Origin of the sequence: Pseudomonas sp. NPDC087804, from assembly GCF_044742965.1 — a bacterium.
Taxonomy (GTDB): Bacteria; Pseudomonadota; Gammaproteobacteria; order Pseudomonadales; family Pseudomonadaceae; genus Aquipseudomonas; species Aquipseudomonas rustica.
The window spans coordinates 53237-80010 of the sequence record NZ_JBIUVN010000016.1 but is presented as its reverse complement, the minus strand read 5'-3'; the positions used below and the strand labels follow the sequence as shown (position 1 = coordinate 80010).

General features: G+C 54.7%; 30 protein-coding genes and 5 tRNA genes. 13 read left to right on the top strand and 22 right to left on the bottom strand.

Features of this window, described 5'->3' with window-relative positions; genetic code table 11:
- The 6 genes from ACIOMO_RS19125 to ACIOMO_RS19100 form a co-directional block, all read left to right on the top strand.
- Positions 1-448, top strand: a 448-nt coding sequence (locus ACIOMO_RS19125) for an ACT domain-containing protein (protein WP_401242859.1), incomplete at its 5' end; no start/stop codon positions are given.
- Positions 449-636: 188 nt separating this feature from the next.
- Positions 637-825: a carbon storage regulator CsrA gene (gene csrA, locus ACIOMO_RS19120; protein WP_002554426.1), complete on the top strand. Its 189-nt coding sequence runs from the start codon at positions 637-639 to the stop codon at positions 823-825.
- Positions 826-887: 62 nt separating this feature from the next.
- Positions 888-978, top strand: a tRNA-Ser gene (locus ACIOMO_RS19115).
- Positions 979-1085: 107 nt separating this feature from the next.
- Positions 1086-1162 (top strand) — tRNA-Arg (locus ACIOMO_RS19110).
- Positions 1163-1233: 71 nt separating this feature from the next.
- Positions 1234-1310: transfer RNA gene (locus ACIOMO_RS19105), tRNA-Arg, on the top strand.
- 72 nt (positions 1311-1382) lie between these two features.
- A tRNA-Arg gene (locus tag ACIOMO_RS19100) sits at positions 1383-1459 on the top strand.
- Positions 1460-1478: 19 nt separating this feature from the next.
- On the opposite strand, the gene ACIOMO_RS19095 is transcribed toward ACIOMO_RS19100, so the two are convergent.
- Positions 1479-1997, bottom strand: coding sequence for a cell envelope protein SmpA (locus ACIOMO_RS19095; protein WP_053122851.1), 519 nt, complete (start codon positions 1995-1997; stop codon positions 1479-1481).
- Between the two features lie 320 nt (positions 1998-2317).
- On the opposite strand from ACIOMO_RS19095, the gene mgtE reads away from it, so the two are divergent.
- On the top strand, positions 2318-3760 hold the full coding sequence (mgtE, locus tag ACIOMO_RS19090) for a magnesium transporter (RefSeq protein ID WP_053122849.1): 1443 nt from the start codon (positions 2318-2320) through the stop codon (positions 3758-3760).
- Between the two features lie 246 nt (positions 3761-4006).
- Here mgtE and ACIOMO_RS19085 read toward each other — a convergent pair whose 3' ends face one another.
- Complete coding sequence (locus ACIOMO_RS19085; protein WP_003178899.1) at positions 4007-4333, bottom strand: Arc family DNA-binding protein; 327 nt, start codon at positions 4331-4333, stop codon at positions 4007-4009.
- 389 nt (positions 4334-4722) lie between these two features.
- Between ACIOMO_RS19085 and phnN the strand changes: the two genes are divergently transcribed.
- The gene (phnN, locus tag ACIOMO_RS19080; protein WP_401242855.1) at positions 4723-5292 is read left to right on the top strand and encodes a phosphonate metabolism protein/1,5-bisphosphokinase (PRPP-forming) PhnN; all 570 of its coding nucleotides are present in this window, start codon (positions 4723-4725) and stop codon (positions 5290-5292) included.
- Here the strand turns inward: phnN and ACIOMO_RS19075 are convergent.
- Positions 5267-5446 (bottom strand): PA3371 family protein, encoded by a 180-nt coding sequence (locus tag ACIOMO_RS19075; protein WP_053122845.1) that lies wholly within the window; start codon positions 5444-5446, stop codon positions 5267-5269. The two genes, phnN and ACIOMO_RS19075, sit on opposite strands and share 26 nt — an antisense overlap.
- A 20-nt stretch (positions 5447-5466) precedes the next feature.
- Complete coding sequence (locus ACIOMO_RS19070; RefSeq protein WP_282357628.1) at positions 5467-5697, bottom strand: hypothetical protein; 231 nt, start codon at positions 5695-5697, stop codon at positions 5467-5469.
- Between the two features lie 294 nt (positions 5698-5991).
- On the opposite strand from ACIOMO_RS19070, the gene ACIOMO_RS19065 reads away from it, so the two are divergent.
- A tRNA-Arg gene (locus ACIOMO_RS19065) sits at positions 5992-6068 on the top strand.
- A gap of 253 nt (positions 6069-6321) precedes the next feature.
- A complete protein-coding gene (locus tag ACIOMO_RS19060) occupies positions 6322-7002 on the top strand; it encodes a SinI family restriction endonuclease (RefSeq protein WP_401242851.1) in 681 nt (226 codons plus the stop codon).
- Positions 7003-7051: 49 nt separating this feature from the next.
- Here ACIOMO_RS19060 and ACIOMO_RS19055 read toward each other — a convergent pair whose 3' ends face one another.
- The 3 genes from ACIOMO_RS19055 to ACIOMO_RS19045 all read right to left on the bottom strand — a co-directional run bounded on the left by ACIOMO_RS19055 (position 7052) and on the right by ACIOMO_RS19045 (position 9774).
- Positions 7052-8500: a DNA cytosine methyltransferase gene (locus ACIOMO_RS19055; protein ID WP_401242848.1), complete on the bottom strand. Its 1449-nt coding sequence runs from the start codon at positions 8498-8500 to the stop codon at positions 7052-7054.
- Between the two features lie 323 nt (positions 8501-8823).
- A complete protein-coding gene (locus tag ACIOMO_RS19050) occupies positions 8824-9441 on the bottom strand; it encodes a recombinase family protein (protein ID WP_401242845.1) in 618 nt (205 codons plus the stop codon).
- Between the two features lie 114 nt (positions 9442-9555).
- Complete coding sequence (locus ACIOMO_RS19045; protein ID WP_401242842.1) at positions 9556-9774, bottom strand: hypothetical protein; 219 nt, start codon at positions 9772-9774, stop codon at positions 9556-9558.
- A 253-nt stretch (positions 9775-10027) separates the two neighbouring features.
- On the opposite strand from ACIOMO_RS19045, the gene ACIOMO_RS19040 reads away from it, so the two are divergent.
- Positions 10028-12064 carry a YecA family protein gene (locus ACIOMO_RS19040; RefSeq protein ID WP_401242840.1) on the top strand — a complete coding sequence of 679 codons (2037 nt, stop codon included), beginning with the start codon at positions 10028-10030 and terminating at the stop codon, positions 12062-12064.
- A gap of 338 nt (positions 12065-12402) precedes the next feature.
- Here ACIOMO_RS19040 and ACIOMO_RS19035 read toward each other — a convergent pair whose 3' ends face one another.
- Genes ACIOMO_RS19035 through ACIOMO_RS19005 form a run of 7 tightly spaced genes read right to left on the bottom strand, consistent with a single transcriptional unit; the run spans position 12403 to position 18700 of the window.
- Entirely contained in the window at positions 12403-13773 is a 1371-nt protein-coding gene (locus tag ACIOMO_RS19035) for an ATP-binding protein (protein WP_401242837.1), read from the bottom strand.
- On the bottom strand, positions 13773-14432 hold the full coding sequence (locus tag ACIOMO_RS19030) for a response regulator (protein ID WP_401242834.1): 660 nt from the start codon (positions 14430-14432) through the stop codon (positions 13773-13775). Before ACIOMO_RS19030 ends, ACIOMO_RS19035 begins: the two co-directional genes overlap by 1 nt.
- Positions 14433-14443: 11 nt before the next feature.
- A complete protein-coding gene (locus ACIOMO_RS19025; RefSeq protein WP_401242831.1) occupies positions 14444-15088 on the bottom strand; it encodes a tetratricopeptide repeat protein in 645 nt (214 codons plus the stop codon).
- Positions 15085-15894 carry an SDR family oxidoreductase gene (locus tag ACIOMO_RS19020; RefSeq protein ID WP_401242828.1) on the bottom strand — a complete coding sequence of 270 codons (810 nt, stop codon included), beginning with the start codon at positions 15892-15894 and terminating at the stop codon, positions 15085-15087. The genes ACIOMO_RS19025 and ACIOMO_RS19020 overlap by 4 nt, the downstream gene beginning before the upstream one ends.
- A complete protein-coding gene (locus ACIOMO_RS19015) occupies positions 15881-16555 on the bottom strand; it encodes a TenA family transcriptional regulator (RefSeq protein WP_401242825.1) in 675 nt (224 codons plus the stop codon). The genes ACIOMO_RS19020 and ACIOMO_RS19015 overlap by 14 nt, the downstream gene beginning before the upstream one ends.
- Positions 16552-18033, bottom strand: a complete 1482-nt coding sequence (locus tag ACIOMO_RS19010) for an AMP-binding protein (protein WP_401242822.1) — start codon at positions 18031-18033, stop codon at positions 16552-16554. The genes ACIOMO_RS19015 and ACIOMO_RS19010 overlap by 4 nt, the downstream gene beginning before the upstream one ends.
- A complete protein-coding gene (locus ACIOMO_RS19005) occupies positions 18023-18700 on the bottom strand; it encodes a thermostable hemolysin (RefSeq protein ID WP_401242819.1) in 678 nt (225 codons plus the stop codon). The genes ACIOMO_RS19010 and ACIOMO_RS19005 overlap by 11 nt, the downstream gene beginning before the upstream one ends.
- A 188-nt stretch (positions 18701-18888) precedes the next feature.
- Between ACIOMO_RS19005 and ACIOMO_RS19000 the strand changes: the two genes are divergently transcribed.
- Positions 18889-19437 (top strand): cytochrome b, encoded by a 549-nt coding sequence (locus ACIOMO_RS19000; RefSeq protein WP_401242816.1) that lies wholly within the window; start codon positions 18889-18891, stop codon positions 19435-19437.
- A 137-nt stretch (positions 19438-19574) separates the two neighbouring features.
- Here ACIOMO_RS19000 and ACIOMO_RS18995 read toward each other — a convergent pair whose 3' ends face one another.
- The 7 genes from ACIOMO_RS18995 to ACIOMO_RS18965 all read right to left on the bottom strand — a co-directional run bounded on the left by ACIOMO_RS18995 (position 19575) and on the right by ACIOMO_RS18965 (position 24588).
- Positions 19575-19937, bottom strand: a complete 363-nt coding sequence (locus ACIOMO_RS18995; RefSeq protein WP_401242814.1) for a response regulator — start codon at positions 19935-19937, stop codon at positions 19575-19577.
- 23 nt (positions 19938-19960) lie between these two features.
- Positions 19961-21403 carry an ATPase domain-containing protein gene (locus ACIOMO_RS18990; protein ID WP_401242890.1) on the bottom strand — a complete coding sequence of 481 codons (1443 nt, stop codon included), beginning with the start codon at positions 21401-21403 and terminating at the stop codon, positions 19961-19963.
- Between the two features lie 331 nt (positions 21404-21734).
- A complete protein-coding gene (locus ACIOMO_RS18985) occupies positions 21735-21941 on the bottom strand; it encodes a ribbon-helix-helix domain-containing protein (protein ID WP_401242811.1) in 207 nt (68 codons plus the stop codon).
- 203 nt (positions 21942-22144) lie between these two features.
- A complete protein-coding gene (locus ACIOMO_RS18980; protein ID WP_401242809.1) occupies positions 22145-23704 on the bottom strand; it encodes a hypothetical protein in 1560 nt (519 codons plus the stop codon).
- Positions 23701-24096 (bottom strand): virulence-associated protein E, encoded by a 396-nt coding sequence (locus ACIOMO_RS18975; RefSeq protein WP_401242806.1) that lies wholly within the window; start codon positions 24094-24096, stop codon positions 23701-23703. Before ACIOMO_RS18975 ends, ACIOMO_RS18980 begins: the two co-directional genes overlap by 4 nt.
- The gene (locus tag ACIOMO_RS18970) at positions 24087-24227 is read right to left on the bottom strand and encodes a hypothetical protein (protein ID WP_401242803.1); all 141 of its coding nucleotides are present in this window, start codon (positions 24225-24227) and stop codon (positions 24087-24089) included. The genes ACIOMO_RS18975 and ACIOMO_RS18970 overlap by 10 nt, the downstream gene beginning before the upstream one ends.
- 160 nt (positions 24228-24387) lie before the next feature.
- Positions 24388-24588 (bottom strand): helix-turn-helix domain-containing protein, encoded by a 201-nt coding sequence (locus ACIOMO_RS18965; protein WP_401242801.1) that lies wholly within the window; start codon positions 24586-24588, stop codon positions 24388-24390.
- A 202-nt stretch (positions 24589-24790) separates the two neighbouring features.
- On the opposite strand from ACIOMO_RS18965, the gene ACIOMO_RS18960 reads away from it, so the two are divergent.
- Positions 24791-25264: a hypothetical protein gene (locus tag ACIOMO_RS18960; RefSeq protein WP_401242798.1), complete on the top strand. Its 474-nt coding sequence runs from the start codon at positions 24791-24793 to the stop codon at positions 25262-25264.
- Between the two features lie 3 nt (positions 25265-25267).
- Here ACIOMO_RS18960 and ACIOMO_RS18955 read toward each other — a convergent pair whose 3' ends face one another.
- On the bottom strand, positions 25268-26479 hold the full coding sequence (locus ACIOMO_RS18955) for a tyrosine-type recombinase/integrase (protein WP_401242796.1): 1212 nt from the start codon (positions 26477-26479) through the stop codon (positions 25268-25270).
- Positions 26480-26774 lie beyond the last annotated feature (295 nt).

Below are 26774 nucleotides of genomic sequence, written 5' to 3'. Positions count from 1 at the left end.
CAAGCTGACCATCCGTGGCGTGCCAGACACCCCGGGCGTGGCGTTCAAGATTCTCGGCCCGATCAGTGCCGCGAACATCGAAGTCGACATGATCGTGCAGAACGTCGCGCACGATAACACCACCGACTTCACCTTCACCGTACACCGCAACGACTTCCAGGCCGCACAGAACGTGCTGGAAAACACTGCTCGCGAGATCGGTGCCCGTGAAGTGGTTGGCGACATCAAGATTGCCAAGGTCTCGATCGTCGGCGTCGGCATGCGTTCCCACGCAGGCGTGGCCAGCCGCATGTTCGAATCGCTGGCAAAGGAAAGCATCAACATCCAGATGATCTCGACTTCGGAAATCAAGGTTTCCGTGGTGATTGAAGAGAAGTACCTGGAACTGGCCGTGCGCGCTCTGCACACGGCTTTCGAACTGGATGCGCCGGCCCGTCAAGGCGAGTAATTCCGTTCAACTGAAGGGCGCGGTCTGACCGCGCCCTTTATTTTTTTGAATGGCGTGAGCCCTGACTGTTCTTTTGCTCGCGCTGGTCAATACTCAGGCATGTAGGGCTACGATCGCTCCGGTTGTAGGTCGGGTGCCTTTTTTTTGCAGACTGTTGTCCCTGAACTGAATTGCGTAAGGAGAAAGGTATGCTGATTCTGACCCGTCGGTGCGCAGAAAGCCTGATTATCGGTGACGGCGAAATCACCGTGACCGTGCTCGGCGTTAAAGGAAACCAAGTGCGCATCGGTGTGAACGCGCCGAAAGAGGTTGCCGTGCACCGTGAGGAAATTTACCTGCGTATAAAGAAAGAGAAGGACGAAGAACCAAGCCATTAATTTTTATCGATTTTTATGTTTGCAAACGGGGAAAAGGTTGGTTAAGATACGCCCCGTGTTGCGGAGAGCTGGCCGAGTGGCCGAAGGCGCTCCCCTGCTAAGGGAGTACACCTCAAAAGGGTGTCGGGGGTTCGAATCCCCCGTTCTCCGCCATTAGTTGCTTAGTACGTCGTAATCTGGCTTTTTCTGGATGTTGTTGTAATTAATAGAAAAAGTGGTTGGAATAGAGATTAGACGGGCTATAATGCGGCGCAACAAATGCACTCGTAGCTCAGCTGGATAGAGTACTCGGCTACGAACCGAGCGGTCACAGGTTCGAATCCTGTCGAGTGCACCATTTAAGAGTCAGTTACAGCAATGTAAATGACTTGGCTTCAACCAGATGTGATCTGGTCTAAAAACACAAATGCACTCGTAGCTCAGCTGGATAGAGTACTCGGCTACGAACCGAGCGGTCACAGGTTCGAATCCTGTCGAGTGCACCATTTAAGAGTTAGTTGCAGCAATGCAGATAACTTGGCTTCATCCAGTTGTGGTCTGGGCTAAAAACACAAAATGCACTCGTAGCTCAGCTGGATAGAGTACTCGGCTACGAACCGAGCGGTCACAGGTTCGAATCCTGTCGAGTGCACCATATACCGAAAAGCCCGCGTTTATCGCGGGCTTTTTGCTGTCCGGGATTTGGCTTTTTCCTTCACGCATCCCCTCTGATCAAAATCGATTTGTGCCGTTCGGCCTCGCTTGAGGTCGTAACGATACGTTGTCGTCGATGTCCGAATGTTGATCTTGTCCGGCTTGCCTAAAGCGCTTTCGACATCTTGCGCGCTCATCCCTGTGATAACGCGCCGATTGATGATCGCCTGGCGGCGTTGTCTCGCGTCGATCACGTTGCCGCAGATGTGCTCCGCGCCGCCGACAATGCCCGGTGCTCGGCCTCTGGTATTCATACCGGATGTTTCTTCGTGATTGGCTTCGGGCATCACCGCCACGACAGATCCGGGCGAGTAGGGGTGTACTTCCTGCACGAAGAGGTGTTCACCGTGCGCGCAACTCATCGTGGTAAACGTGATGCTGCCGTCCGCCGCTTCACAGCGATGCAATGTGGTGGTGGCCCCGGCGTGCGGTAGGCAGAGCAAAAAAGTCATTACGAAAAAAGATGATTTGAGTGGCATTCGACGTCCTCCATGACGATCTACGCTCAAGGGTAGTCGCTACATTTTGCGCTGCCGGTGTGTTTTCTTTTCAAGATGAGTCGTCGCATTTGCATGGATCAGGATGGCGCTCAGGTTTGTCTCGCAAGCGCTTGTTTCAGCCGTGATTTTTTAACGTATTAAACCGTCAGGCGTGTATCATTGCGCCCGTCAGCCCCGCCGGGGCTTATGGAAAACCTCCATGGACTTACCCAGTAGTTGTTCAGTAACCCGTTTCACCAATCATGAATTGACTGATTGATTCTTCCGGCGTGCCCCGCTGCTGGGAGTGGAGTTCGCCTATGTCCGAAATCGAAGTAAAGAAAACACAGGAAAGCCTGCAGGATCGCCTGGCCCAAGTGGTCGAGCTTTTGCAGCGCCAACGAGTCGTCGAAGACCTGACTCATCGCCAGGAAGGCGCGCACAACGACCGGGTGGAAAACCTGGTTCACCGGCAGAATCTGGTCGAGTTGCAACGCAAACTCGATGATCTGCACTCCGCCGACGTTGCCTACATTCTTGAAGCCTTGCCGCTGGACGATCGTCTGACGCTCTGGCAACTGGTCAAGGCTGATCGCGACGGCGACATTCTTCTCGAAGTATCCGATTCCGTTCGTGAAACGCTGATCGCCGACATGGACGATCACGAGCTCCTGGCTGCGGCCAAGGACATGGACGCCGACGAACTTGCTGACCTGGCTTCCGAGCTGCCGCGAGACGTCGTCCATGGACTGATGGAGAGCCTCGATAACCAGCAGCGTGAGCGCGTGCGTTCGGCCCTGTCTTATGACGAGGAGCAGGTCGGTGCGCTGATGGACTTCGAGATGGTGACGATCCGTGAGGATGTCAGCCTCGAAGTGGTGCTGCGTTATCTGCGTCGTCTCAAAGAGCTGCCGGGCCATACCGACAAACTGTTTGTGGTCGATTACGACGGCGTGCTCAAGGGCGTGCTGCCGATCAAACGTTTGCTGGTCAACGATCCGGACAAACAAGTGGCCGAGGTGATGGCCAGCGACCCGGTGAGTTTCCATCCGGACGAAGACGCCTATGACGCCGCTCAGGCGTTCGAGCGTTATGACTTGATCTCGGCCCCGGTGGTCGACAAGAACGGCAAGCTGATCGGCCGTCTGACCATCGACGAAATGGTCGACCTGATTCGTGAAGAGAGCGAAAACGAAGTCCTCAACATGGCGGGTCTGCGTGAAGAGGAAGACATCTTCGCCTCCGTGTGGAAATCGCTGCGTAACCGTTGGGCGTGGCTGGCAGTCAACCTGATCACCGCGTTTGTAGCTTCGCGAGTGATTGGTCTGTTTGAAGGCTCGATCGAGAAGCTGGTAGCGCTGGCGGCGTTGATGCCGATCGTAGCGGGTATTGGTGGCAACTCCGGTAACCAGACGATCACCATGATCGTTCGCGCGATGGCGCTCGATCAGGTCAGCACCGGCAATACCTCGCGTCTGATGCGCAAGGAACTGGCGGTCGGTTTGATCAACGGCCTGGTCTGGGGCGGGGTGATCGGTGTGGTCGCTTATCTGCTCTACGGCAGTTGGTCATTGGGTGTGGTGATGACGGCGGCGATGACGCTCAACCTGCTGCTGGCAGCGCTGATGGGCGTACTGATCCCGATGACGCTGGCCAAAATGGGCCGCGACCCGGCCATGGGCGCCAGCGTGATGATCACCGCGATGACCGACAGCGGTGGCTTCTTCATCTTCCTCGGGTTGGCGACAATCTTCCTGCTCTGACCCGCTGCAAACAAAGAGCCCGCCAAATTGGCGGGCTTTTTTGTGCCTGACAGGCAATACAAAACAATTGTGGTGAGGGGATTTATCCCCGATGGACTGCACTGCAGTCCCAAAGATTCCGGGGCCGCTGCGCAGCCCATCGGGGATAAATCCCCTCACCACAGATGCATTGCCAAGCTGCTGCTGTGTCAAATCCCAAGCAAAAAAAAGCCAGCAATCATGCTGGCTTGAGATATTCGGTGTAGCTCAGGACGCGTCTGCGGCCATCTCGGCGTCGTGGGCGATCAACGACACCAATGCGTTCTGTTGACGGTGCGACAGCTGGCGGAAGCGTTGCAGCAACTCACGTTCGTGAAGCGACAGCTCAGGGCTATCGAGGCGCATGCTCAATTCTTCGCCCAGTGCACCTTCTTGAATAAGGCTCTGTTCAAGGCGCGCGATGATTTCGGAGTTCATGCTGCGATGATGATTGCGAGCCACCTCGGCAATGCGTTCACGCATTCCGTCTGGCAGACGTACGACGAACTTGTCAGCCGTACGGCTGGAATAAATTGCCTGTTTCAATGGGCGCATATATTTAACCGGTTAGTTCAGGGGAGCGGTTCTCGGGAATGGCCGCAGGATGTGTGATAGGACAAGCATCCGGACCAAATGGTTCAACCTGAATTGTTAAGAGGCGCGCATCATGCCTCAAAATTGCCAGTTCATTGGCGTCAATTCTGTGACAAATATTGAGCCGGGTAAAGGCGTAATGCCAGCACCAATTGTCAGAAATGCGGACTGGTTTGAAATCTTTGCCTTCGTCCGAATCACTGCCCGCTTCCTGTTGCACATCAATGGGTGTCCAAAGACCTCAGAACGTGCATGCTATGCGGCTTTCTATCCTTGTTCCTTACCTGTACAGGATAGTGGCAATTTGCCGATTTACTAGGGGTGGACCCGTGCCAGAGGGCATTTTCAGGATGGATGGCAAGCTTATTTATCTGATGGGGCCGTCCGGTTCAGGCAAGGACAGCCTGATCGAGGCCGCACGCGAACCTTTGCGTGCGATGAATTGCGAAATCATTCGCCGGGTGATAACCCGATCAGCGGAGTCCGTGGGTGAGGACGCGGTCGGCGTTACGCCAGAAGAGTTTGAGCGCCGCCAGCAAGCCGGTGACTTCGCGCTGGCCTGGCACGCTAATGGCCTCGCTTACGGCATTCCAGTAGAAATGGATCGGTGGCTTAAAGAAGGGCGAAACGTCTTGGTGAATGGCTCGCGGGCCAACCTGCGTCAAGCGCAGGAGCTGTATCCAACGCTGGTGCCAGTGCTGTTGACGGTGAGGGATGAAGTGTTGCGTGAACGCTTGCTCAAACGAGGTCGTGAGACCCTTGAGCAAATCGATGCGAGGCTGGCGCGCAATGCGCTGTTCAAAGACCGACGAGCCAGCGACACGCCCGTGAATCTGATCGACAACTCCGGCGATCTGGCGACCGCCGTCAATCAATTGCTGGATGTGCTCAATTTCAACGCAGCACCGGGTCAAACTTGATCCGACGCCCGGCCACCAGCGCCAGCACAAACAACACCGCAAACACGCCGCAGCCGATCAGGGGCAGGGTGACCTGGGTGTCCTCGAACAGCGAAAAATGCAAAACGCCACTCAATAAAGCGAGGATCAGAAATCCTGCAGCTGATTTGGACATGCTGTACTCCTGAAGATATTTCAAAAAACCAGACGTTCGGAAACCTGCGCCGGCAAAGCCTGTTCAGCCTCGCTTACAGCTCTTGGGCCGTAGCTGCCCTGATCGCTCAGCACCGCCAGTTGCGGCTGCTTCTGCACTTGCAGGTAATGTGGCATGCGCTGGGCGACCGTCTCATGACTATCCGGGGCGAAGTGAAAGCCCACCAAGACCGCCAATGCGATTGCGTTTGCAACCAAGAGGGTGCTGTTCATGAGGCGGACTCCGATTGTTCTTCTATGGAACAGACATAGCACCCGCCGTGCCAACAGTCTAACCGCTGTTAAGTCCTTTAAAAACAAGCATTTGAGAGGGTTTTTCGCAGCGCTTGGGTTGCAATCTGCAATGATGGCATTTTGTGGTAGTGCAAAATGCACGGTAAAACATCCCGCAGCCTTGCAGGGCGCCTGCCTACACTTAAAAAGCCCTACGGATGACATGACAAATCAGGGCCTGGCCGTTACCATGCACGCCGTCCGTCGCGCCGCGTCTGCCCGCGACAACTCAGTGTCTCAGTAGCTCAATTGGATAGAGCATCCCCCTCCTAAGGGGAAGGTTGGCAGTTCGAACCTGCCCTGGGACACCATATTTATAAGGGTTGTCCGCGAATTGTTCTTCGAGATCATTTGAGCGTGACAGCAGCGTGGCAGCAATTGAGTCAAGCTAGTTTTCCGAATCAGGTCTTAAGCGTGCGCTGTGTTTGAAGGTATTAGCTCAAAGAAGATGGTGAGTTTTCTATCTTTTTCCACCGTTCGTCGCGACTAGTCGATGTAGAGGGCGGATCTCTGTCTCTAGTCGCAAGCCATTGAATTTTCTGCATGGATCAAGGATTGAGATTTATGGCTTTCACGCAAACTTCGCTTAATTTTGCTTCTCGGGATATGGATGCTTTGAATCCAGGTCTGACCCATCAATTCGTGTCAGTCATTAAATTCCTAATTTACTCTCCCCAGAGCTCGAAGAAGCCAAACGGTGGCTATGCTGCACCTGAGTTGGGCAGTGAGAATCATATCCGGCAGTTAGCGATTTCATTTTTAAATTCTCGCCAATTTAGATCACCCGTTGCGCCGCAAACCATTCCAGATCAGATGGTTTCAGTAATTCTTCATGAGTATTTCAACGTAGAAGAGAGTGAGCTATTTCGTATAAGTAGAGAGCACGCTTTATCCATGGGGGCCGAAAATTTTGTTGGCGAGCTGCTTGAGCGTTATCTCGCTAGCGTTCTCGAAGCCATGGGATGGATATGGTGTTCAGGGTCAGTAGTCAGAGCTGCTGATTTTATTAAATTTGATAATGGTATTTGGCACGTCTTGCAAGTAAAAAATCGTGATAATTCTGAGAACTCTTCTTCGAGTGCGATACGTGTCGGTACTGATATAAAAAAGTGGTTTCGTACTTTTTCACGGCGGGCAGGTTCAAATTGGGAAGCTTTTCCTGATGATATTGCGAAAGGATACTTGTCGGAAGAGGGTTTTATTAGATTTACCAGGCAGCATTTAACCCATCTGAAAACTTTGTAGATTGGTCAGTGTCCCTAGCATTCGAGGTGAATGCTAGGGGGCAGCATGATTATGTGAAGAGGGCGTACTGATTTTTTTCGATGTTATTGGGGTTATAGCTTTTTTTTGATTTTAACGTAGAAATTTTTTCTAATGTTGCAGTTTCCCATGATACTTCGTCAGTGTTTCTGTATCGGCTGTAAGCAAAGTTTTCAGGTGGGTTTTCATCTTTACCTTGCATGTGTGCAAGTATTGCTCGACCAACCGCAGCGCCCAGTCCTACGGGGACTGCATTGCCTATTTGCTTATATTTATCTTTTATTGATCCACAAATTTCCCATTCGTCTGGGAATTGTTGGATGCGCATATACTCCTGTACAGAAATCGGTCGATCTTCTGTTGGATGACAGATGTCAGTCGCGGGCATGATGGGAGACGTGACAAGAGTGCACGATGGCTTATCCCAATCAAGGCGCCGTAAAAATCCGGTTTTACCGCCACCTGAGTCGAGAGATCCCCCGATCGCTTCTCTGTGTAACTCTTTCGGTAAATGCTTCCAATACTGTCCAGGCTCAAGCATTTTGTAAAAACGAAGGCGCTCTTCTGGAAAGACCTCGTGATCACATTTGTGTGAATCCATACCGTTAAAAGCATCTCTCAAATTTCGCCATTTAGGTAGGCCGAACTCCCCATCTTTTGAGTGAGTTGGTTTTAAATGAGGGATTTTTTTTCCGTCTCGAGAGCATATTATAATTACGCGCTCGCGAGATTGAGGTACGCCGAAGTTTGCTGCGTTATACAAGTTGAAAGAGACTCCATAGCCACCAGAGCGTAAAAGGTTGAGTACGTGCGTAAGCGCACCTCCCGGCAATTCCTCTCCTTCTGGTTTCCAATCGCCCACTCTATCCGCGTGTGGTGTATGGATCATCGGCGCTGATAATAGTCCGCGCACGTTCTCAATTACTGCATACTTTGGTCTTAATTCAAGAATTAAATCTATATACCTTAAAAACGCATTCCCTCGTTCGTCTTGAAAACCACGGCGGGCGCCCGCGGTGGAAAAGGCTTGGCACGGCGGACCTCCGACCATTACGTCGATTTCGTCCTCAGGAGCTAATCCCGACGCTGTTTTTATTTCATGTGCCGTATATTTCCAAACGTCGCCTAAGAGTGCGATGTCGGGTCGATTCGCAGTGATTGTCCTTCGGCATACCTTATCGACTTCACATGCTAGAAGTAGGTTAATGCCCGCCTTTTCAAGGCCTAAGTCGAGGCCCATTGCACCCGAAAAAAAAGACAATGCTTTAACGCTTGGAATTGGGATATTCGCTCGTGGCCGATCTTCTGGAGGAGGAGTCGCTCCGCTCTGCATATAAGTGTTGAGCGCTTTTTCCGTGGTGATCCAGTGCTTACCCACTTGTTGACCATCGATAGCGCCTGTACGTAAAAGGGTTCTCACACGCTGTTCAGAAAGGCCAAGCTGTAACGCCGCATCTTTTGTAGAAATCGCTTCTTTCATTGGTATCCTATCTGTTTCGATTGCGAAACATGGCTAATACCCTAGATTTATCATAAGACATCGATCTAATAAAACCGAATTTCGCACCCAGGCTGCATTTGGTCAGGTCGTCACGGACATGCACTTTGATTGGTAGGGGTTATCCGTGCTAACTCCCCTGCGGGTTTCGCGGCCGCAGCATCTAACAAAAGAGTTATGAAAAAGCACTTGCCCCCCCCCCTCCCGCCGACGCGCTTGGTGTGCGTTTTTATTGCAAAGACAGGTGTAGTAGAAACCATCCTCCAGCACAGGCAGGCCATTGGGCTTTCCTGCAATCGTCAATTTCATTTTGTGGCTTGGTCTCTGATTCTTAGCACCGTCGTTGTTGAGCAACTCGCGTGTTTAGCTGTGGCTCTGATTCCAAGTCCCGCCGTCAATAGCTCTTTAACTCTGCTGTGTAAATCAGCGTCAACTGGTCGGCCCTGGTATTTTCCGGCAGCCTTGGCTTTTTCGATGCCTTGGGCTTGGCGCTCCCGGCGCTGCTCGTAATCCTTGCGGGCAATGGCCGCCATCATTTCCACCAGCATGGAATTGATCGCGCCCAACATCCTCCCGGTGAACTCGTCGCCCTTGGTGTCCTGCATTCCTTGGTGGCTGGTCGGCAGGTCGAGCGCGACGATACGCAGGCCCTTTGAGCTGATAGCGGCCTTGAGCTTTTGCCAGTCTTCTAACGGGAGACGGGAGAGCCGGTCGATGGATTCCACCAGTAGAACGTCACCCTTACGGGCATCCTTCAGGAGTCGCAGCAGTTCCGGCCGATCTGCGGTGGCGCCGCTGGCGTTCTCCAGGTACACGCTTGCAATGACCTTGTTGTGATCGCTCGCGAATTGCTCGAGCGAGGCCCGGGCGCGGCTAGCGTCTTGTTCTTCGGTGGAGGCTCGGAGGTATGCGCGGATGAACATGATGGGTGCCTGTATCAGTTAGGGCGTTCTACTAATAATGTTGCACTTTGGGTGTTACTTATCAAGCGGAAAGCCCAAAAAAGGCAAAATATGCCTGTATCTGCATAGGCATACCTATAAGTGCCGTAACCGCATGATGGCGCCGGTGATGTCTTGAGCATTCCGATCCAAGGTTTGCATGGCCCCAATTGCGTTAGCGGCAACGATTTCCACTCCATTCTCAGAAAGCCACTTGGTCACCTCCTCAATGGCCGCACATATGGCGTGCTGGTTGTGCAGAAGCAGAGTGAGTGCATCTGCCGTGGCAATACGGGCCTCAGAGTTATCTGACATGGGTATCGTCCTTGAATGATTGGTGCGGAAAGAGAAAGTAAATCCGCCCCCTTTATCCTAGGCTCTTACGCAAGATTCACAGAAGTCCTAGATACTCGCGCATCTTTGACCGATGTATCCCTCGGAGTAATGCCGCATGCCGACGCCGATAAGTCGATCCGAAACTGAGGTTCTTACTGACCTTGTTGAGCTGACAGCCTTGCCCGGGTATGCCCATGCGATTGCTTTCATATGTCATCGGGACAACCTAGTCATGTACAAAGACGAGTTGAATCCGGATGACATGGCTCCACTTTTTAGCAATGACCGCTTATTAAGGACTGAAATCACAACTCTGCTCGGGTTGATGGTTCGTCAGAGTCTGGACATGAGCGTGCCCACTGTAGAGGTTTTGGGCGAATTGGTAGGCCGCACCGATACACTCATGTTAGAGCTACACCACGCTCTTTCCCGCCCGATGATGTCGGCCCTGAATGATCAGGCCATGAGCGCGAGCAACACCAGAGCAGCCTGGGACGGCATGTCCATGCGAGAGCCGATTTTTTATGGGACTGAGTCCGCCTACAGTTTCCAGTACCGTGATTTTCTTCCCGCAAAGTACGGAGCAGATGACCACTGGCTCGTTGAAAATATGGGCTTTTCCATCGGCCAGGCACAGCTGGTTGCACGCACCATGTGCGAACTCATGGACGAGAGGTCATGCGCCATCTTTGCCGGTTCCAATACGCCAGAGGTTGCTCCTCACATATTGCTCGCGGCATTTGAGTATTCGGCGAAGCTTGTCGCGGACTTAAGCGGACTGGATGTAGCCATTGTCGAGGCCGTATTCCGCGCTTTGACGCTGACAGGTGACAATCAGCAATTTCAGACCATTGGCGATTTCAATGCCGTCGCGGCCACGCCGCTACTGCCGACCGGTCGCGGCACTGTGTTGCTCTTCCAGCATTACGCCATCTACGAGGCTCTCTACGAGTCGCCATTTTTCTGGATGTGGGCCGACAAGCCGTACCGACCGAAAGCCATGGCAAACCGCGGTGCATTTGCGGAGCAGTTCGCAGCTGGAAGGCTTGCCGAAGTCTTTGGTGAGGACAACGTCCACACCAACGTAAATTTGTTTAAAGGCAAGGACATTGCTGGTGAAGCCGACGTGCTGGTCATTTTCGGCGATCTGCTGATCATTGTTCAGGCGAAGTCGAAAAAGCTGACCCTTGAGGCCCGGAAAGGCAATGACGGTCAACTCAAGTCAGACTTTGCATCGGCGATTCAGCTGTCGTACGAGCAAGGATGGGAGTGTGCAAGCGCTATCGTTGGGAGTGGATGTCGGTTGGAGGACGACCAAGGCCGGGAGGTAAGACTGCCTCATCCCGTGAAAGAAATTTACCTATTTAGCATCGTTTCCGAGCACTATCCAGCATTGGCCTTCCAGTCCAGCCAGTACCTGTCGTATCAGACGACCGAGGTTATAAAAGCGCCCTTCGTGATGGATGTCTTCCTCTTGGACGCCATCGCAGAGATGCTCACGTCACCGCTTAGGTTCCTTAGCTACATCCGCCTTCGAATTGCTGCGGCGGGTAAGGTGAATCTCAGTCACGAGCTGACGGCTTTAGGGTTTCACTTGAAACAAAACATGTGGCTCGATGACGAATTCGATTTCGTGATGCTTGATGACTCATGTTCGATCGACCTCGACACCGCCATGACTGTCCGGCGAGAGGGGCATCCGGGCCAGCGCACGCCCGAAGGCATACTGACCAGATTGGCTGGTACGCGGTATGAGCAGGTGATTTCCCAGATTGAAGCCGAGGCCAATCCAGCAACGCTCGAACTCGGATTTCAGCTTTTGGCCATGAACGAGGACGCAGCCTTTAACGTCCATCGGGGGCTTGAGGCCATTACTCGCATGACGCGAAAGGATGGGCAGGGGCACGATTTTACAATCAGCGCCGAGCAAGGAAGCGCCGGGATTTGCTTCCACTCTAATGCAATGCCCTCGGCAGCAGCCATGCGCCGGTTGCAGTTCCATTGCCACAAGCGTAAGTACATACTGCGATCAGATACCTGGTTCGGCTTGGCTGTCGGTGGGGATTGCGATGTTCAGTTCGGCGTGACTCTTAATTTCCCATGGGCCGAATCTGAGCAGATGAATGAGTTTACTAGGGATGCCCAGGCCCCGGCGCCAATATCATCGTTGTCGTCCCTCATTAGCCAAACCCATGGCCAGAAAGTGGGACGCAACGACACTTGCCCCTGCCGAAGCGGCAAAAAATACAAAAAGTGTTGCATGCCGTAACCCTATTTGATGTTGCTTAAAACTAGACGAGCCGAGCAACCTCATTCTCGTTCCTCGACGTTTTATTGTTCAATGGGCCTCGACATCTGGCGGATTGAAGTATCGGCTATCGACCCATAGCTGCCGGTAGCGATAGGTATCAAGCGGACAAATGTTGCGCTGGTGGTAGTCTCGACTCGAACTAAAGCTGATGTTTTGGGCGAACCGGGAAACACCATCAAGCCATTGAGGAAATTTAAATTTCCCGAAAATTTTTCACGAGCCTGCATGTGGGGCTTGCCGCCTTTTACGATGTTTACCGACTTTGCGAAAAGAAATAATCGGTTGGTGCTTTGCAGTTATTCACTCGCTGGTATTGATAACGTAGCCCTCAAACCTCCCCCTGCCCTGTTTATCAGTTCGATACTTCCGTACAAACGCATGGCGATCGTGTTGACTATGGTTAGCCCCAGTCCGGCTCCATGAGCAGTGCCACGACTATAGAAACGCTCAAACAATCGCTCTCTGCATGACTCATCAATCCCCGCCCCCTGGTCGTCGACGGTCAAATGGCAAAAGCCATCAGCCTGGCTCAAATGCACAGTGATTGCCCCGTGTTCGGGTGAGAAATTGGCTGCGTTGGTGATCAGATTGTTCAGCGCGATGTCGATGGCCGCGGGGTTGGCGAGTACGTAAAAAGGCTGATCGCTGACGTCGAATATCAGTTCAAGGTTTTTGCTCAACAACCATGGTGCCATTTGCACGAGACTGTTACGTACGGTTTCGCTGAGGTCAATGCGCTGTAGAAGAGGCGGATTGGGTGTAGGTTCCAGTCGCGCCATGGTCAGTAACTGGTTGACCAGTCGGCTGGTGCGATCGACGCCTGAGATGAGGAACTCCAGCGATTCGCGCCGCTCCTGTTCAGTACCTGCCTCCAGCAGATTCTGCGCGTGCACTCGCAGCACGGCCAATGGCGTACGCATCTCGTGGGCGGCGTCGGCAATGAAGCGTCGTTCACGGCCAAGCACTTCCTGAATCTGCGCCAGCATGCGGTTGAGCGCTGCTTGCATCGGTTCCAGCTCGCTGGGCAGCGGCGCCAGTTGCAATGGCTCCAGTGAACCACTGTGACGGGCACGCAGGGTTTCGGCCATGTTGGCCAAGGGCTTGAGGCCCCAGCCGATAGCGAGCCAGACCATCGCCGCGAGCAGCAGGCTGCCCACCACATTCGGCCATAACGTATGCCGCACGATACGGCCGACCAGATCTGCACGCACATCGTCGCGTTCACCGACCCAGATACGCAGACCATTTTGCGCGTCTTGCAGGAGGAACGCGCGCCAATGACGGTTGTTCAAATCCACCACGTCACTGAAGCCGGGCTGAGTCGGCGGGGTGTTGAAGGAGGGCGCGCTGGCGGTATGCACCAACACATCACCGGCAGGGTTCCAGACCTGAAAGGCAATCTTGCGTTCGTAAGGATGACCATCGCCGCGCGGTACCGCCTGGCCCAGTGCGCTATTGAACGCACGGTACAATTCGGCGTGCTCTTTACTCGCCAGTGGCATACGCATCACGCCCTGCAACAGACGAGCGTTCTGCGCCAGTTGAGCGTCGTAGACTTCAGCAATTTCATGGTTGCTGTCGTGCACGTTGAAGATACTGAGCACCGCCAGACCGGCCAGCAGCAGGCCAATAATCAAGGTCAGTGTGCGGCGGCGGATTGAAGTCATCAGTGCTCCTCTACCAGATAACCCACGCCGCGAATGGTGCGGATCAGCTCCGTCGAGAACTTTTTGCGCAGGTGATAGATGTGCACTTCCAGGGTGTTGCTTTCCGCTTCTTCGTTCCAGCCGTATAGCAGTTGAATCAGTTGATCGCGTGTCATCACCCGGCCCGGCGGTGAGAGCAGTTCATGCAGCAACTGATATTCCTTGGGCGTCAGCGCTACAGGATGGCCCTGATAGCTGACCTGCTGGGTGCCGGGGTTGAGGCTGATGCCGGCGTGTTCGATCAATGCCTGGGCGCGACCGGCGCTGCGGCGCAACAAGGCGCGCAGGCGCGCCTTGAGTTCGGCCAGGTCGAACGGTTTGATCAGGTAATCGTCGGCACCGGCATCCAGTCCGGCGATGCGATCTTCAGTGGCATCGCGGGCGGTGAGTATCAGCACCGGCAGGTTCGAGCCGCTGTCGCGCAGGCGCCGCAGCACTTCGAGGCCGTCCATGCGCGGCAGACCGAGATCCAGCACGGCGACATCGAACGTTTCGCTAAGTAGGGCGTGTAGCGCGCTGCTGCCGTCCTTGAGCCAATCAACGGTGTAACCCTCGCGCCCCAACGCTTGATGAATGCCTTCACCCAGCGCCACATCATCCTCTATCAGTAATAAACGCACGCGGACTCCTGTCAGTCGAGTTTCTGGTTGACGTCCACCAGCAGGGCGGCGATCTCTTTACGGCGCCCGGCATCCGCCGTTTCACGGCCGGTACGCGGCGCCGCTTGCAGGGCTTTCTGCAGCGCCGCTCTTGCTTCAGCGTAGCGTTTCTGGCGGTAGAGGTGATCGCCCCAGAAGTACAGGCTGTCGATACCGTCGGGATTGAGTTGCAGTGCCTGCTTGAGCAGTTGTTCAGCTTTGTCGCTATCGCCAAAACCGATGGGCCAGCCGGGCACCCGGTCATACAACGCCGCCAGGCTGGTGTAAGCCGAGCCTTGCAGGGCCTTGGGGTCGAGGGTCAGGGACTTTTCCAGGTCGGCCTTGGCATCCTTGGCTTTGCCCAACGCGCCGAGTCCACCTTGGGCACCGGCCCAGCTGCTGGTGACGATGCCTTGCCATATCCACGCTTCGGCCAGCGCCGGGCGCTGAGCAGTGAACGCCTGGGTTTCGCTGGACAACTGTTCGAACGCCGCGGCGCGCTGTTTTTCCGCTACTTCATACTGGATGTGCGCCCAGCTGTGTTGAATGCCGCTCAGGCGTTGCTGATCGGCGGCCTCCAGCGCCCAGACGCTCGGGCTGAGGCTTGCGATCAACAGGCATGCGAAGATTTTTTTCATGGTTTGAGGCTCTCGTTGTCGGTTTTTTCGCTGAGACGGCGGATCAATGGCAACTGCTTGCGCAGACCGCGATCAACCAAGTGCGGCAGTAGATTGTTAAGACGTACGAAGAAGCGCTCGGGCCAGCCCAGGTACAAGTCGCGACGGTCACCGGCAATCGCGTGGATCACCGCCGAGGCTACGGTTTGAGGATCATCGACATTGGCCTTGAGCGCATCGTTGAGGGCCTGCGCCGCCGAGCTGTTCATCGACGTGCGGGTGGCTCGAGGGGCAACGTAGAGAACGCTGACCCGAGTGTCGGCCAGTTCCCGGCGCAATGCCTCGGAAAATCCGCGCAAGGCAAATTTAGTCGCGCAATAGCTGGCGTAGCCGGCATAGCCGATCGAGCCATATGTCGAACCGACGTTGACCACCATGGCGCTGTCGGCTTGCTTGAGCAGCGGCAGCAATAGCTTGGTCAGGCAGATCGGCGCGCTGAGGTTCACCGCGAGCATCGCATTGATGTCGCTGTCATCGAGCTGCTCGAGCATGGCGAAGTGATTCACCCCAGCGGCGTTGATCAGCAGATTGACGCCGCCGATCGCTTCGGCAGCGGCGAGTACTTTGCGTCGGTCGCTGAGGAACGTCAGGTCAGCCGCGACCCAGCACAAGGTGTCGGGGTAGCGTTTGAGCAAGGGGGCCATGGCTTCCTGATGCCGTGCCACGGCCAAGACCCGGGCACCAGCGGCGCACAAAGCTTCAGTAATGGCGATGCCGATACCGCCACTGGCGCCGGTCAGAACCACGCGCGCGTTACGCAGCTGCATGTTCAGTCTCCGCCTCACGCGGCAGGCCACGAAACATATCGGTATACAGCCGGTACACGACTTTTGAGGCATGAATCACGGCCGCTTGATCCTGCGGATCGTCCAGTTGATTCATCAAATGGCGATAGGTTTGCATGTGTTCGATGTCTAGCGAGCCGTGTGAGCTAAGGTAACTGAAAGCGGTCTCCGGCAAACCCAAGCGCTCGCGAATGCTCCCCGCCGCGTGCGTGGCCAGCGCGATGCTTGTGCCTTCAAGCACATTAACCATGCCGAACAAGCCCACAGGATTGCCACGGGCGATCAGGTCATAAAGAAAGCTGACCATCAGCTCGATCGGCAACGAAGGCTGGCCATCGCGCACGGGATTGCGATCACCGCCGCAGGCCGCAATGTCGTTGAGAACCCACTGCTCGTGGCCGTATTCGTCTTCGATGTACTCGCACACCGCTTTGCGCAACCATTCCAGGCGCGCCGGCAAACGTGCGCCACACGCCATCATCAGGGGCACGGTGTGGCGCACGTGGTAGTAGGCCTGGGCGAGAAACGCCCGGTAGCTCTCAAGACTGACCTTGCCGTGCAGCGCATCGAGGATGATCGGCAAGTTGAACAGTTCATGGCGTTCACGCTGTGTAGCTTCTTGCAGGGCGTCGAAAAAACTCATGATGCGGATTCCTCGCGGAGAACGGATTCGATCAATTGCGCGTGGTACTGCGCGACGATGGCGTCGCGACGGGGGCGGCCATTGGCGGTGAGCAGGCCGTTGGCGGCGGTAAAGGGGTAGGGCAAGCGCGTCCATTGATGCACTTGAGCGTAATCAGGCAAGGCGTCGTTGGCTTCGGCGACTGTGGCGGCCAGTTCGGCATCGGTGCAGTCAGGTCGATGTGGCCAGAGCAGGGCGTGGTTGCGCGGCATGGCTTCGCCGTAAACGAAGGCCTGGACGATATGACGGCGCTGGGTGAGTTCCGACTCGACCCATTCCGGGTTGACGTTACGCCCGTAACTGGTGATGAACTGGTGCTTCTTACGGCCCTTGATATAGAGAAAACCATCCGGGTCAAATTCGCCCAGATCGCCGCTCGGCCACCATTCTCCGATGTACGGGGCTTCACCCAGATAGCCCAACAGCGCCGAGCCCTTGATCAGCACTTCGCCGTCATCCGCCAGGCATACTTCAACGTGCGCAAGGGGCTGGCCGACACTGCCCGGACGCCGTGCACCAGGTCGATTGAGGCAAACCACCGAGGCGCATTCGGATAGCCCGTAACCTTCGTAAACCGGAAGCCCGACACGTTGCGCGCGTTGCAGCAAATCTTCGCTGACGCGCGCCCCACCGACCGCGGCAAAGCGCAGGGTTTGTGGGGCATAGGCTTTCTGTTCGGCGGCGCTTACCAGCAATAACAATAATTGCGGCACCAGAATCAGACTCTGCGGCGCGCGACTGGCCAGATAACTGAGCAGGCGTGGGACGTCGACGCCACTGGCGCTTTGAATACCGAGGGTTTTTTGGCTCGGCAGACTCAGCATCGCACCGGCATACAGCGCGGCATAACAGCCGAGGTTTTCCAGGAGAATCGCCAGCGGCAGCAATGCCAGATGATGCTGTGGGTCGGCAGGCTCGCTCGCCTGTTGCAGCTCACGGGCGACGCGCAACAGACTGTCGGCACTGAGGCAGACACCTTTCGGCGTGCCGGTGGTACCGGATGTGAAAGTCAGTTTGGCGGTGCCCATCGGCATGCATCTTTGGTTGGTGTAGGTGCGGCACCAGAACTCGCCACGTTGTTCATAACCTGCGGCAAGCAACTCGGAATCCAGCTGCGGTTCGGCAATCACGCGTTCGGCCTGACTTTGCTCCAGACAATGGGCGCGTTGTGCCGCGCTGAAAAACGGCGGCAGCGTCACGCAGGTCAGTCCTTCAAACAGCAGCGCCAGATCCCAGAGCATTGCGTCGACGCCGTTGTCCAGCGCCAGGGCGACGACTTGCACTTGTTCATCACGCAGGCGTTCCTGGCGATACATCACTTCGGCATAAACAGTGGCGTAGTCGAGCTTCAGCGTGTCGTCCCATACGGCGGTCGCGTTGTCATTGCACCTGGCATGATCGCGCAGGGCTTCCTGAAAGCGTTGCAGTTCAAGCGACATGGCAGGCTCCTTCAATCGAGGTCGGTAAGCCCAGGCGGCTGAACAGGCCGATATTGCGTAGATGGACGAAACCGGCGCGGATGTTGCCGACGTGCACCCAGGGTTTGCTCTCGTAATAACTGCCCCAATGTTGACGCTCGTCACCCAGTCGATCCGGATCGGCGGCGCACAATGTCACCGGTTTCAGACCGAGGCGGTGGAAGCTGTTGACCAGCCCGATGTTGCCGGTGAACGTCACCCATTCGAGGCCACCCATAGCCAGTAGATAGGTAATTGCGATGATGCTCAGGCGCGCGCTGCCGGTGTCGCTGGCCGCCAGGTTGCCGACCTCGACAATGGCGCTGCGGTCTACCGGGTGATTAGCCGCCGCGCTGATCACCGGCTCGATCGGTTCGTCCAGGTACCGCTCCAGAAACAGCGGTTCAAGGTGCGCGCGACGCACGCCGGCTACTGCGCACAATTGCCCTTCGCCGTTGTGCATACCGAAAAGCTCAGGCATGAAGTGCCGGATGTCGGCACCGTGTGCCTTGCGGAAACGCTGCTGGATAAACGCTTCGAACGCCGCTCGCAAGACGTGATTCGAAAGCGCGCCAGTCAGTGTGAGCGGCGTCGTCTCGGCGGGGCCGAAGCGCAAGGGCAGGGGGATGTTCCAGTCAAAATCAGGCATGGGTCGAACGCCTCCCTCTATGGGTTTGAGCGAAGTATCCAAGCCATTTCTTAACGAAGTCTGAAGGTGAAAAAAGGTTAACCTGAGAGCCGATCTTCAGACTCTCTTAAGACAGCACGAGCAACTTGACGCGGCCGGTTCACGGCAATTGGATTAACCGTCGCTCACAACAATTAAGAGGCACTTATATGACCCGCGACACCGCCGTAACTCGTTATGGAAAACTTTCAATCACCTTGCACTGGCTGATGCTGGTGCTGTTTGTCGGCGTGTATGCCTGTGTGGAAATCAAAGGCTACATGCCAAAAGGTAGCGAAGCGCGTGGCTTACTCATGGGGTTCCACGGCCTGTTTGGCGCAAGTATCTTCGCTCTGGTCTGGATTCGCTTGATCGGCCGCTTGAGCCCACGCCCACCCATCATCCCTAAACCCCCAGCCTGGCAGACCGCTATCGCGCATCTGACTCACCTAGGGCTGTACGCACTGATGATCGTCACGCCGATCCTGGCCTGGTTGATGCTCGCAGCAGGTGACAAGCCGTTCCCGTACTTCGGTTTCCACGTGCCGGCACCGGTGACCATTGACTCGGACTTCGCCAAACAGCTCAAGTACTGGCATGAGCTGATCGGTACAACGGGTTATTGGTTGATTGGTCTGCATGCAGCGGCGGGGCTGTTTCACCACTATTGGGTGAAGGACAACACGCTGGAAAGGATGTTGATTGAGCGAAACTCTTGATGAATAACTATTGCCGTAAGCAGCCTCTAGATTCTCATAGTCGACAGACCGAACCGGAACACTTCAGCTCTTGGGCGGCATAAATGAAAAGCCCGCATTAGCGGGCTAGGGGGCCACGATAAATCGGGCTGGCTCGATTAGTTAGAAGCAAGCAGCTTTTTTACTTCGGCAATGATCAAGTCGATGTTGAACGGTTTTGCCACCACTACATCAAATAAATCCGACCTCTCCATACCGATGTGCGCCTGAGCACCGCTCATCAGGATTATCGGTAAATGCTTGGCTGATGGTAGGGCTCGGACGGCTGTTGCGAATTCTAGGCCATCCATCACCGGCATCATAAAGTCAGTAATGATCAAGGCTGGCCGCTCTCTATCCAGCACCTCAAGCCCCTTCTGACCATTGCTGGCAGTCACAACCATAAAACCTTCATCCTCCAGCGCGAAACTGAGAATGTCAGCGATCAGATACTCGTCGTCGACAACCAGGATGGTGGTCATGTTAATTCAACCCGCGCAAAGGCTTAAGATTTTGAACCGGACGATGTCTCAGCGTGGACTGAAGGTTCATGTCTTGAAGCCTTTTTCAGGAAAACGTCTTGATCACGGATCACGACCTCAAATCGTGAAGGATCGTAGGAGCTGTCTCGTACTTTAAGAATGGAAAGCGTCCTGCTTAGTTCAGAGTGATTCTCATAGAATCGCATCAGCATGAGGTTGTCGACGATGCTGGACAGGTCAGAGTTCGGCGCGCTTACCTCTGAACCGAACAGATCGCGCATTTCCCAAGATGCAAATACCGTAACGCCCCTGGATCGCAGCTCGTTCATCAGAGCACTGAAGAAGTCAGTAATCCGCGCTGGGTTTGTCGTAACTCGCGTCATGCCGCTTAGGCTATCGATGAACAAACGCTTGATGCCCTTTTCTTCGACGATACTCAACAGCCGTGCACCCAGCCCATCCAGAAGCCCCTCTGTGGTGGGCTGCCAGGCAATGCTCAACGCGCCGCTATCCTCCATGCCCTTGATATCGATACCCAGTGATTGGCCTTTGAGTCGCAGCCGTTGTGGGCTTTCGTAGAAGCCAAAATGCAGCCCGGGCGCCTCCACAGTCGACTCTGCCAGAAACTTAAGGCCCAGCGTCGTTTTACCAATCCCAGAGGGCCCTATGACCAGCGAAACACTGGAACTGTGCAGGCCGCCCCCTAAGATATCGTCCAGTGATTCAATGCCACTGGGGATACGCGTCATATCCGCGCTATCGGGAGCGGATGGATGGCTGTAGAGACTTTCGAGTCGCGGGTAAACCACCAAACCATTTTCAGTAATTTCACACTCGTGAAGACCGGTCATGGCTCCGCTGCCGCGAGTCTTGCGCAGCTGAATTCGACGCACTGAGCGAGTGCCATATAGCTCTTCACCCATCTCTATGACGCCATCAACCATGGTGTGCTCAGGACTGCCGTCGTCGAGGCGAGAGCTGGTAAGAAACAGCACCGTGCAACCAGCAAAAGCAGCGTGCCCTTGAAGTTCAGAGATGAATTTCTTGGTGTCGATGTGTGAGTCCGCTTTTGAGCGCGCATTGAGCAGGCCGTCTACCACCATCACTGTGGCTTTCTGACGGCTTATCTCACGCCGAAGCAGTTTCACTACTTCATCCAAACCTTCGTTTTCCAGAGTGTCAAATGCGCTGACAAACTGAATTTCGGCGCCTACCTTGGAAGAGTCGAAAAAGCTCAGAGTAGAAAGGAACTGAAAGAGACGGTCGTGCGATTCGGCCAGCAGCGTGGCGACTAGAACCCGGCCTCCAGCGCTCGCATGATGGAACCCAAGCTGGTTCGCGAGGATCGTTTTTCCAGACCCTGGGCGTCCTTGGATTATGTATGAAGAGCCTGCTACGAACCCGCCCTTGAGCAGAGCGTCAAGCCCTTCGATTCCACTTTCGAGGCGTTTTAGCTTTTCCACGATGCGACCCTGATCTGAAAACAGGCTGTTTAAGCCGAGTGGAGGGAATGCTAACGCCATTTTCGCTTTGGGGCCATTCAGGTTGGGGAGTTAGTGGGGAGATCCAATTCGTTGTGTTGCAAGCGTCGTTCACGAACGGCTGCTCTTGGCCGATTGCTGACTACCTCAGTCGGCGGAAATCGACAAGAAACCGCAATCCAACGTACATAAAGCCACGATCTTTTTGAGTATTCTGCTTTATATACGCGCGCTCGCGCGCACGCGCGTACTGGTCTGAAAATCATCAAAATCCCCACGCTTTAGGGCCGACGAAAACCCAACCGATTCAGAACACTTAGGGAGCTGCTGAAACACGATTCTGGAACTGAACCACGTCACGCTCCAGCTTCTCTTCGACAGCCAGACGTACGAACTCCGAGCGGTTCCCCTTGGCCGGGTGACCCCGACGAATCAGCTCGTCGATTTTCTCCACCGTGCTGGTTTCCACAGAGACAATCAGCCGGGTCTTGGGTGTTTCGTTGAATTTCCTGTTTTTGCTCATGGTTGTTGCCCTAAAAGGTGCCACGGTTTCATGGTGGGTAGCTGTGTTTGGCCATCAGTGATCTTCAGGAGGAAGACTCTAGGCCGGATTTCTGCGGATCAGACTTGCCACTGCTTTGGCAATTAGTGCGGCCGGATCAACCCCTGCTTGTTCTGGCTCGCTGCGGAACGAGGCCGTCTCGAAGTCCTGAATGTCCTAACGTCCTACTCGCTGTCTTCGATCAGCAGGACTTCAGGACTTGCAGGACTTGAGAGAACCCGTTGTTCTTTCCGGGCAATCTCCCAAATTACCGATCCGCCAATCTTGCCGAGACTCCGGCATTCAATCCCCATCTGGCGCAGAGCCGGTGCAGCACGGCGCAAGGAATCGGCAAACGACTTTGCTGACCTCGGCCACATATCGCAGTAAGTCGGGCGAAACTTTCCGATCTCGTCCATCAAGACCATTGCCGAGGCGCGTTGGCCATTGGGGTGACGTTCGATCCACTCCAGGACTGCACCGGCAACCGGACTGGCGTCGATGGTGCGGGCGATGCTCTCTTGTCGGCTGTTGTTAAATTGCTGCATGAATGTGTTTCCGGATCGGCCGAGCGCTTCGGCTACCGCCATGCCGAGTAGTGCGAACTCCACAAGACGAGGCTTATCGCCCGCGGGCAAGTGCATGGAAGGCAGCAGATCAAGTGCCTTTGCCGCAATGTCGAGCAGCGCACCCAGCAACTGGCCGTGATTGGCCTCGTACTCCTGCAACAAGCGAGTGACTTCGACGCGTTCGCGTACAACGGCCATCTCAATACTCAGCGTGCGATCAATCAAATCCTGTGCGGTAACGGTAGCGGAAATACCGTTGATGCTAACCGGGCGTTTCACGTTGATGATGCTTTCATCTGCGTCCGTAAAGAGCTTGCGCTTGGCATAGCCACCACCGGTGGCCACTGTACAGAGTGCGTCCTGAACCTGCGCAGACAGGTGACTAACATTCTCATAGCAGACCATCAAACAGGCCCTAGCACCGACAAAAACATCCTCGGCACTCTTCGGCGCAGAGCGTAGGTCGCTGGCATTGGGGTCGATCAGGCGACGCAGCGCGGTGTGCGTGGTGCTCTTCGCAGTGCCCTGTTCACCCATCAGTTCGATCAATGGGAACGGAGTGTCCGGGCGTAGGCATTCGACCAACCAGGCCTGTACCAGCAATTGCTGATCCTCGGGAATGTTCGCGATTTTCCACAACGTGCTCATTGAGGCGCCTTTGATAGGCATTGGCAGCGGTTGCATCGCCTCGGATCGAATGAACATTACTGAGGGTGAATCGTGGATGTACCAACGGCCTGGCTCGATGCAGATGGCCCGGCTATCACCTGGAATAGCCAGATCGAGGAAGTACTGATTGGACGACCCTGCGACCCGAACATGAACTGGCAGGCACTGGCCATCGAAGCGGCCCAAGCCGGAAAGGGTGGACAGAGCCTCTCGCACGGATTGGTCGCGTGCCGACTTAGTGGTTTCCTTATAGAAGCTGGCCACAAGCCAGTCGCGGAACTGACGGCCATCTACCCGACGCACCTCCCCAGTGTCGCGATCTTGCGCGTATACATCCTTGTTTTCGTCGTGGAACAGCTCAGCGCGGGTTTGGACATAGGCGACCAGTTGCGACGCTTGGCTTTGCCGTTCATTTTCAGTCTCATCTACGCTGCGGTCGTCATTCAACGATGTCGGTTGAGCGTCGATTTCAGTCCATTGCTTATTGAAAAGATCCGTCTCAGTCATGGCTTCATCAACCGTTCGAGTCGAGCGGTGGCCAAGTCGAAGCGGGCCTGATCTTTCGAGGTCAAGCCTTTACCCCTGGCAAGCTGAGCCTTGCCAAAGGCGATGACGAGGAGTTCATAGTTGATGGCTTCACGACTTGGGCCTGGCTTACGGGGCTTACCGACGCGCGTCGGAAACAGGTCGCGCTCTTCCAAACCGACAGAGGCTACGATTCGGGGGAGGTCGCAACCCGCCCAGCACTTGATAAGTACGATGCCTTTCTGAGTCTCCCTGATACTCAACGAAGGATTCCGATCGTGGTGCGCGGGACAGCAGGAAGTCCAATGCCCGGGCTTCACAAGCTTCACTTTATCCAGAGTTGCCAGCAGTTTTTCGATGGAGGTTACGCCCACGGCAACGTCTCCAAAACTAGCAGCATCACCAGCAGCATGGTGTTGCGTGGCAGCATGACCGGCATGGCGATGACGTTCTTCAGGCAAGCCGAACCCCGCGCGGCCAAATGGTCGCGTTGATAGTAATTCATGGTTTAGTCCTTCAGGAGCGAACTAGCGCTAGTAGTCGTTATCGTTTTTAGGTAGGGACGATCTGGTTCATGGGAGAGGCAGGTGCACTAAGAGGATCACGGATGGCGGAGGGCAATATTCAGGTGACGTACTTCAATGATTGATGAAAAAGGGCGTTGATCACCGGGCGTTCTCCTTCGCGGTTCGTTCAATAAATGCTTTCAACTCGGACATGAGCACCAGTCGGCGGCGGCCGATCTTGAAGGTTCTGATTTCTCCCTTGGCAATAAACTCGTACGTGGCCGAGCGAGAGATTCCAAGAATCCGTCCCGCTTCCTCAACGCCCACTGAGAGCGGGGTGACGCGCTGTGCTTGTTCCATACTGACTCCTAGGTTCAGCTGGCAACTGCCAGTTGCCAGCTAAAGTACAGTGCGATTTTCTAACATGCAAGCAATTGCTATACGATTGAGTGTTTGTGTATGTGCGCATGGAATTTCACGTCGCGCAAGCTGGTTTTTTTGGTTAGATTATCTACCCAGTGGATAGATAATCTAACCAGTGGATATAAATTCAGGTGGGGAAATGGCTACGAAAACGAGTAAACGAACTGGTGAAACAAGTACGACGGTGAGCGTTGGGATTCGCATTGATCCGAAAATAAAATTCGCTCTGGACGTAATGGGGCGACTTCAAAAACGATCGTTGACTGCTGTCATCGAGTGGTCGATATCTCAAGCGATTGAGCAGCAACCTACAGATCAAATTGGTACATCGCTATCTACAATGCTAGAAAAAATATGGTCTACGGATGAGTCCACAAGGCTGGTGATGCTTGCGCTTCATCTTCCTCAAGCGCTTACGTATGACGAGTTTCGAATCTGGGAAACAATTAAGGTAAGCTCATTTTTTTGGCGTAAGTATCCAGATGGGTCGTTTGACTCAAGTGCGGATAGGTTGGATTTTGATGCAGTTCGGGCGGGTTGGAGTGACTTGACGCGGCACGTGGAACTGTACAAAGCCAGTCTCACAATTACTCCCCTTGATTTGCAGGGTTAGTAATCAAATTAGCTCGACCGCCGCGGCCTTTGTGCCTGGAGCTAGGTGAGCATATCGAAGCGTCATTTTGATATCTGCGTGCCCAAGAAGATCCCTTACCGTGTTGAGCGGTACTCCGGCCATTACCAGGCGTGATGCGAAGTCGTGGCGCATATCGTGCCAACGGAAGTCCTCGATCTTCGCCCGCTCCAAGAGTTTGAGCCAGGCGTTTTTAACATCCTTGAGGCGGCCACCATCCTGGCTTGGAAAGACGTACAGGGAATTCGCGGCCTGCTTTTTCCAGTCCTTCAATGCGCCGACGGTTTCTTTGTTCATCGGTATATGTCGCGTGTCGCTTGTTTTGCTGGTGGTGCCGGCGACGGTGATCGTCTTCGTTTGGAAGTTTACTGCAGACCATTTCAGGTCGAATAGCTCGCCACGCCTCATCCCAGTATTCAGTGACACCAGCACCATAGGCTTCAAGTGATCGGTGAACGGCAAATGCTGCAAGCTTTGCATTTGCTCTTTGCTGCGTTCTGCTCGCCACTTGTTCGCCGTTTCGCGCTCGACGCGTGCTTCATCCTGGCGCGCGTCCAGTGCTTCACGAAGGCGGCTGCTTTCGTCAGCTTCTAGATAGCGAACCAGACCCATGGAGTCGACTTTTAGCGCCTTGAGCTTCTCCATCGGGTGGTTGCTGATGTACTCCCATTCAACAGCTCGACTGAAGAGGCCGCTGATCGAACCCATTTTACGATTGACCGTCGACGGTTTGTTGCCCAACTGCATCCATACGGTGCGGATCTGATCCAAGTCACGGCCTGTGATTGAATCGAGGCGCTGAGACATGATCGGGTCGAAGTCGTTGTGGAGCGTATGCAGGGTTTTCTCATGCCCTTTATGGTGGGCCTCGAACCAAGGCATATAGGTGTCGTCGATGAACTGACGCAAGGAAGGGAGGGCGGTGCCTTTTCGTCCTTGGGTTATGGCCAGCGGTTCCCCGTGTGCGTGCGCATCGGCTAAGTACTGAGCAGCCTCTGTGCGAGCCTGATCAAGCGTCATTACCCCTACGCGGCCGAGGGTGGCATTTTTGTTGCGGCCCCATGTGACCATGTAGGACTTGTGCCCGCTCGGCAGCACGCGGATGAACAGGCCCGGCTGCAAGGTGTCATGCACCCGGTAAGCCTTCGGCTCGGTAAGTAAGCTGTGAATGAGCCTCTGGGTGATCTTGGTTTTCAAGAAATGCAGCTCCGTGACAGCATCGTGGCAGCAAAAAGAACTATACGGTGCAGTTTTCACGGATGCAACCGGACGGAAAGTCCTATTTCTATGGGGTATGAGTGCTTGGGCCTACAGCTAAATTGTCCCTCCTAAGGGGAAGGTTGCAGGTTCGAACCCCGCCTGGGACACCACATTTCAAAGCCCCATTCAGGACAGTCCCGGTGGGGCTTTTTTGTGCCTTTCGTTTGGGGTTTCCAGCAATGTAAAAGTTATCTGGCTGAGTTGGTTTCCAGTTCAGCTTCGCGCTCCGACA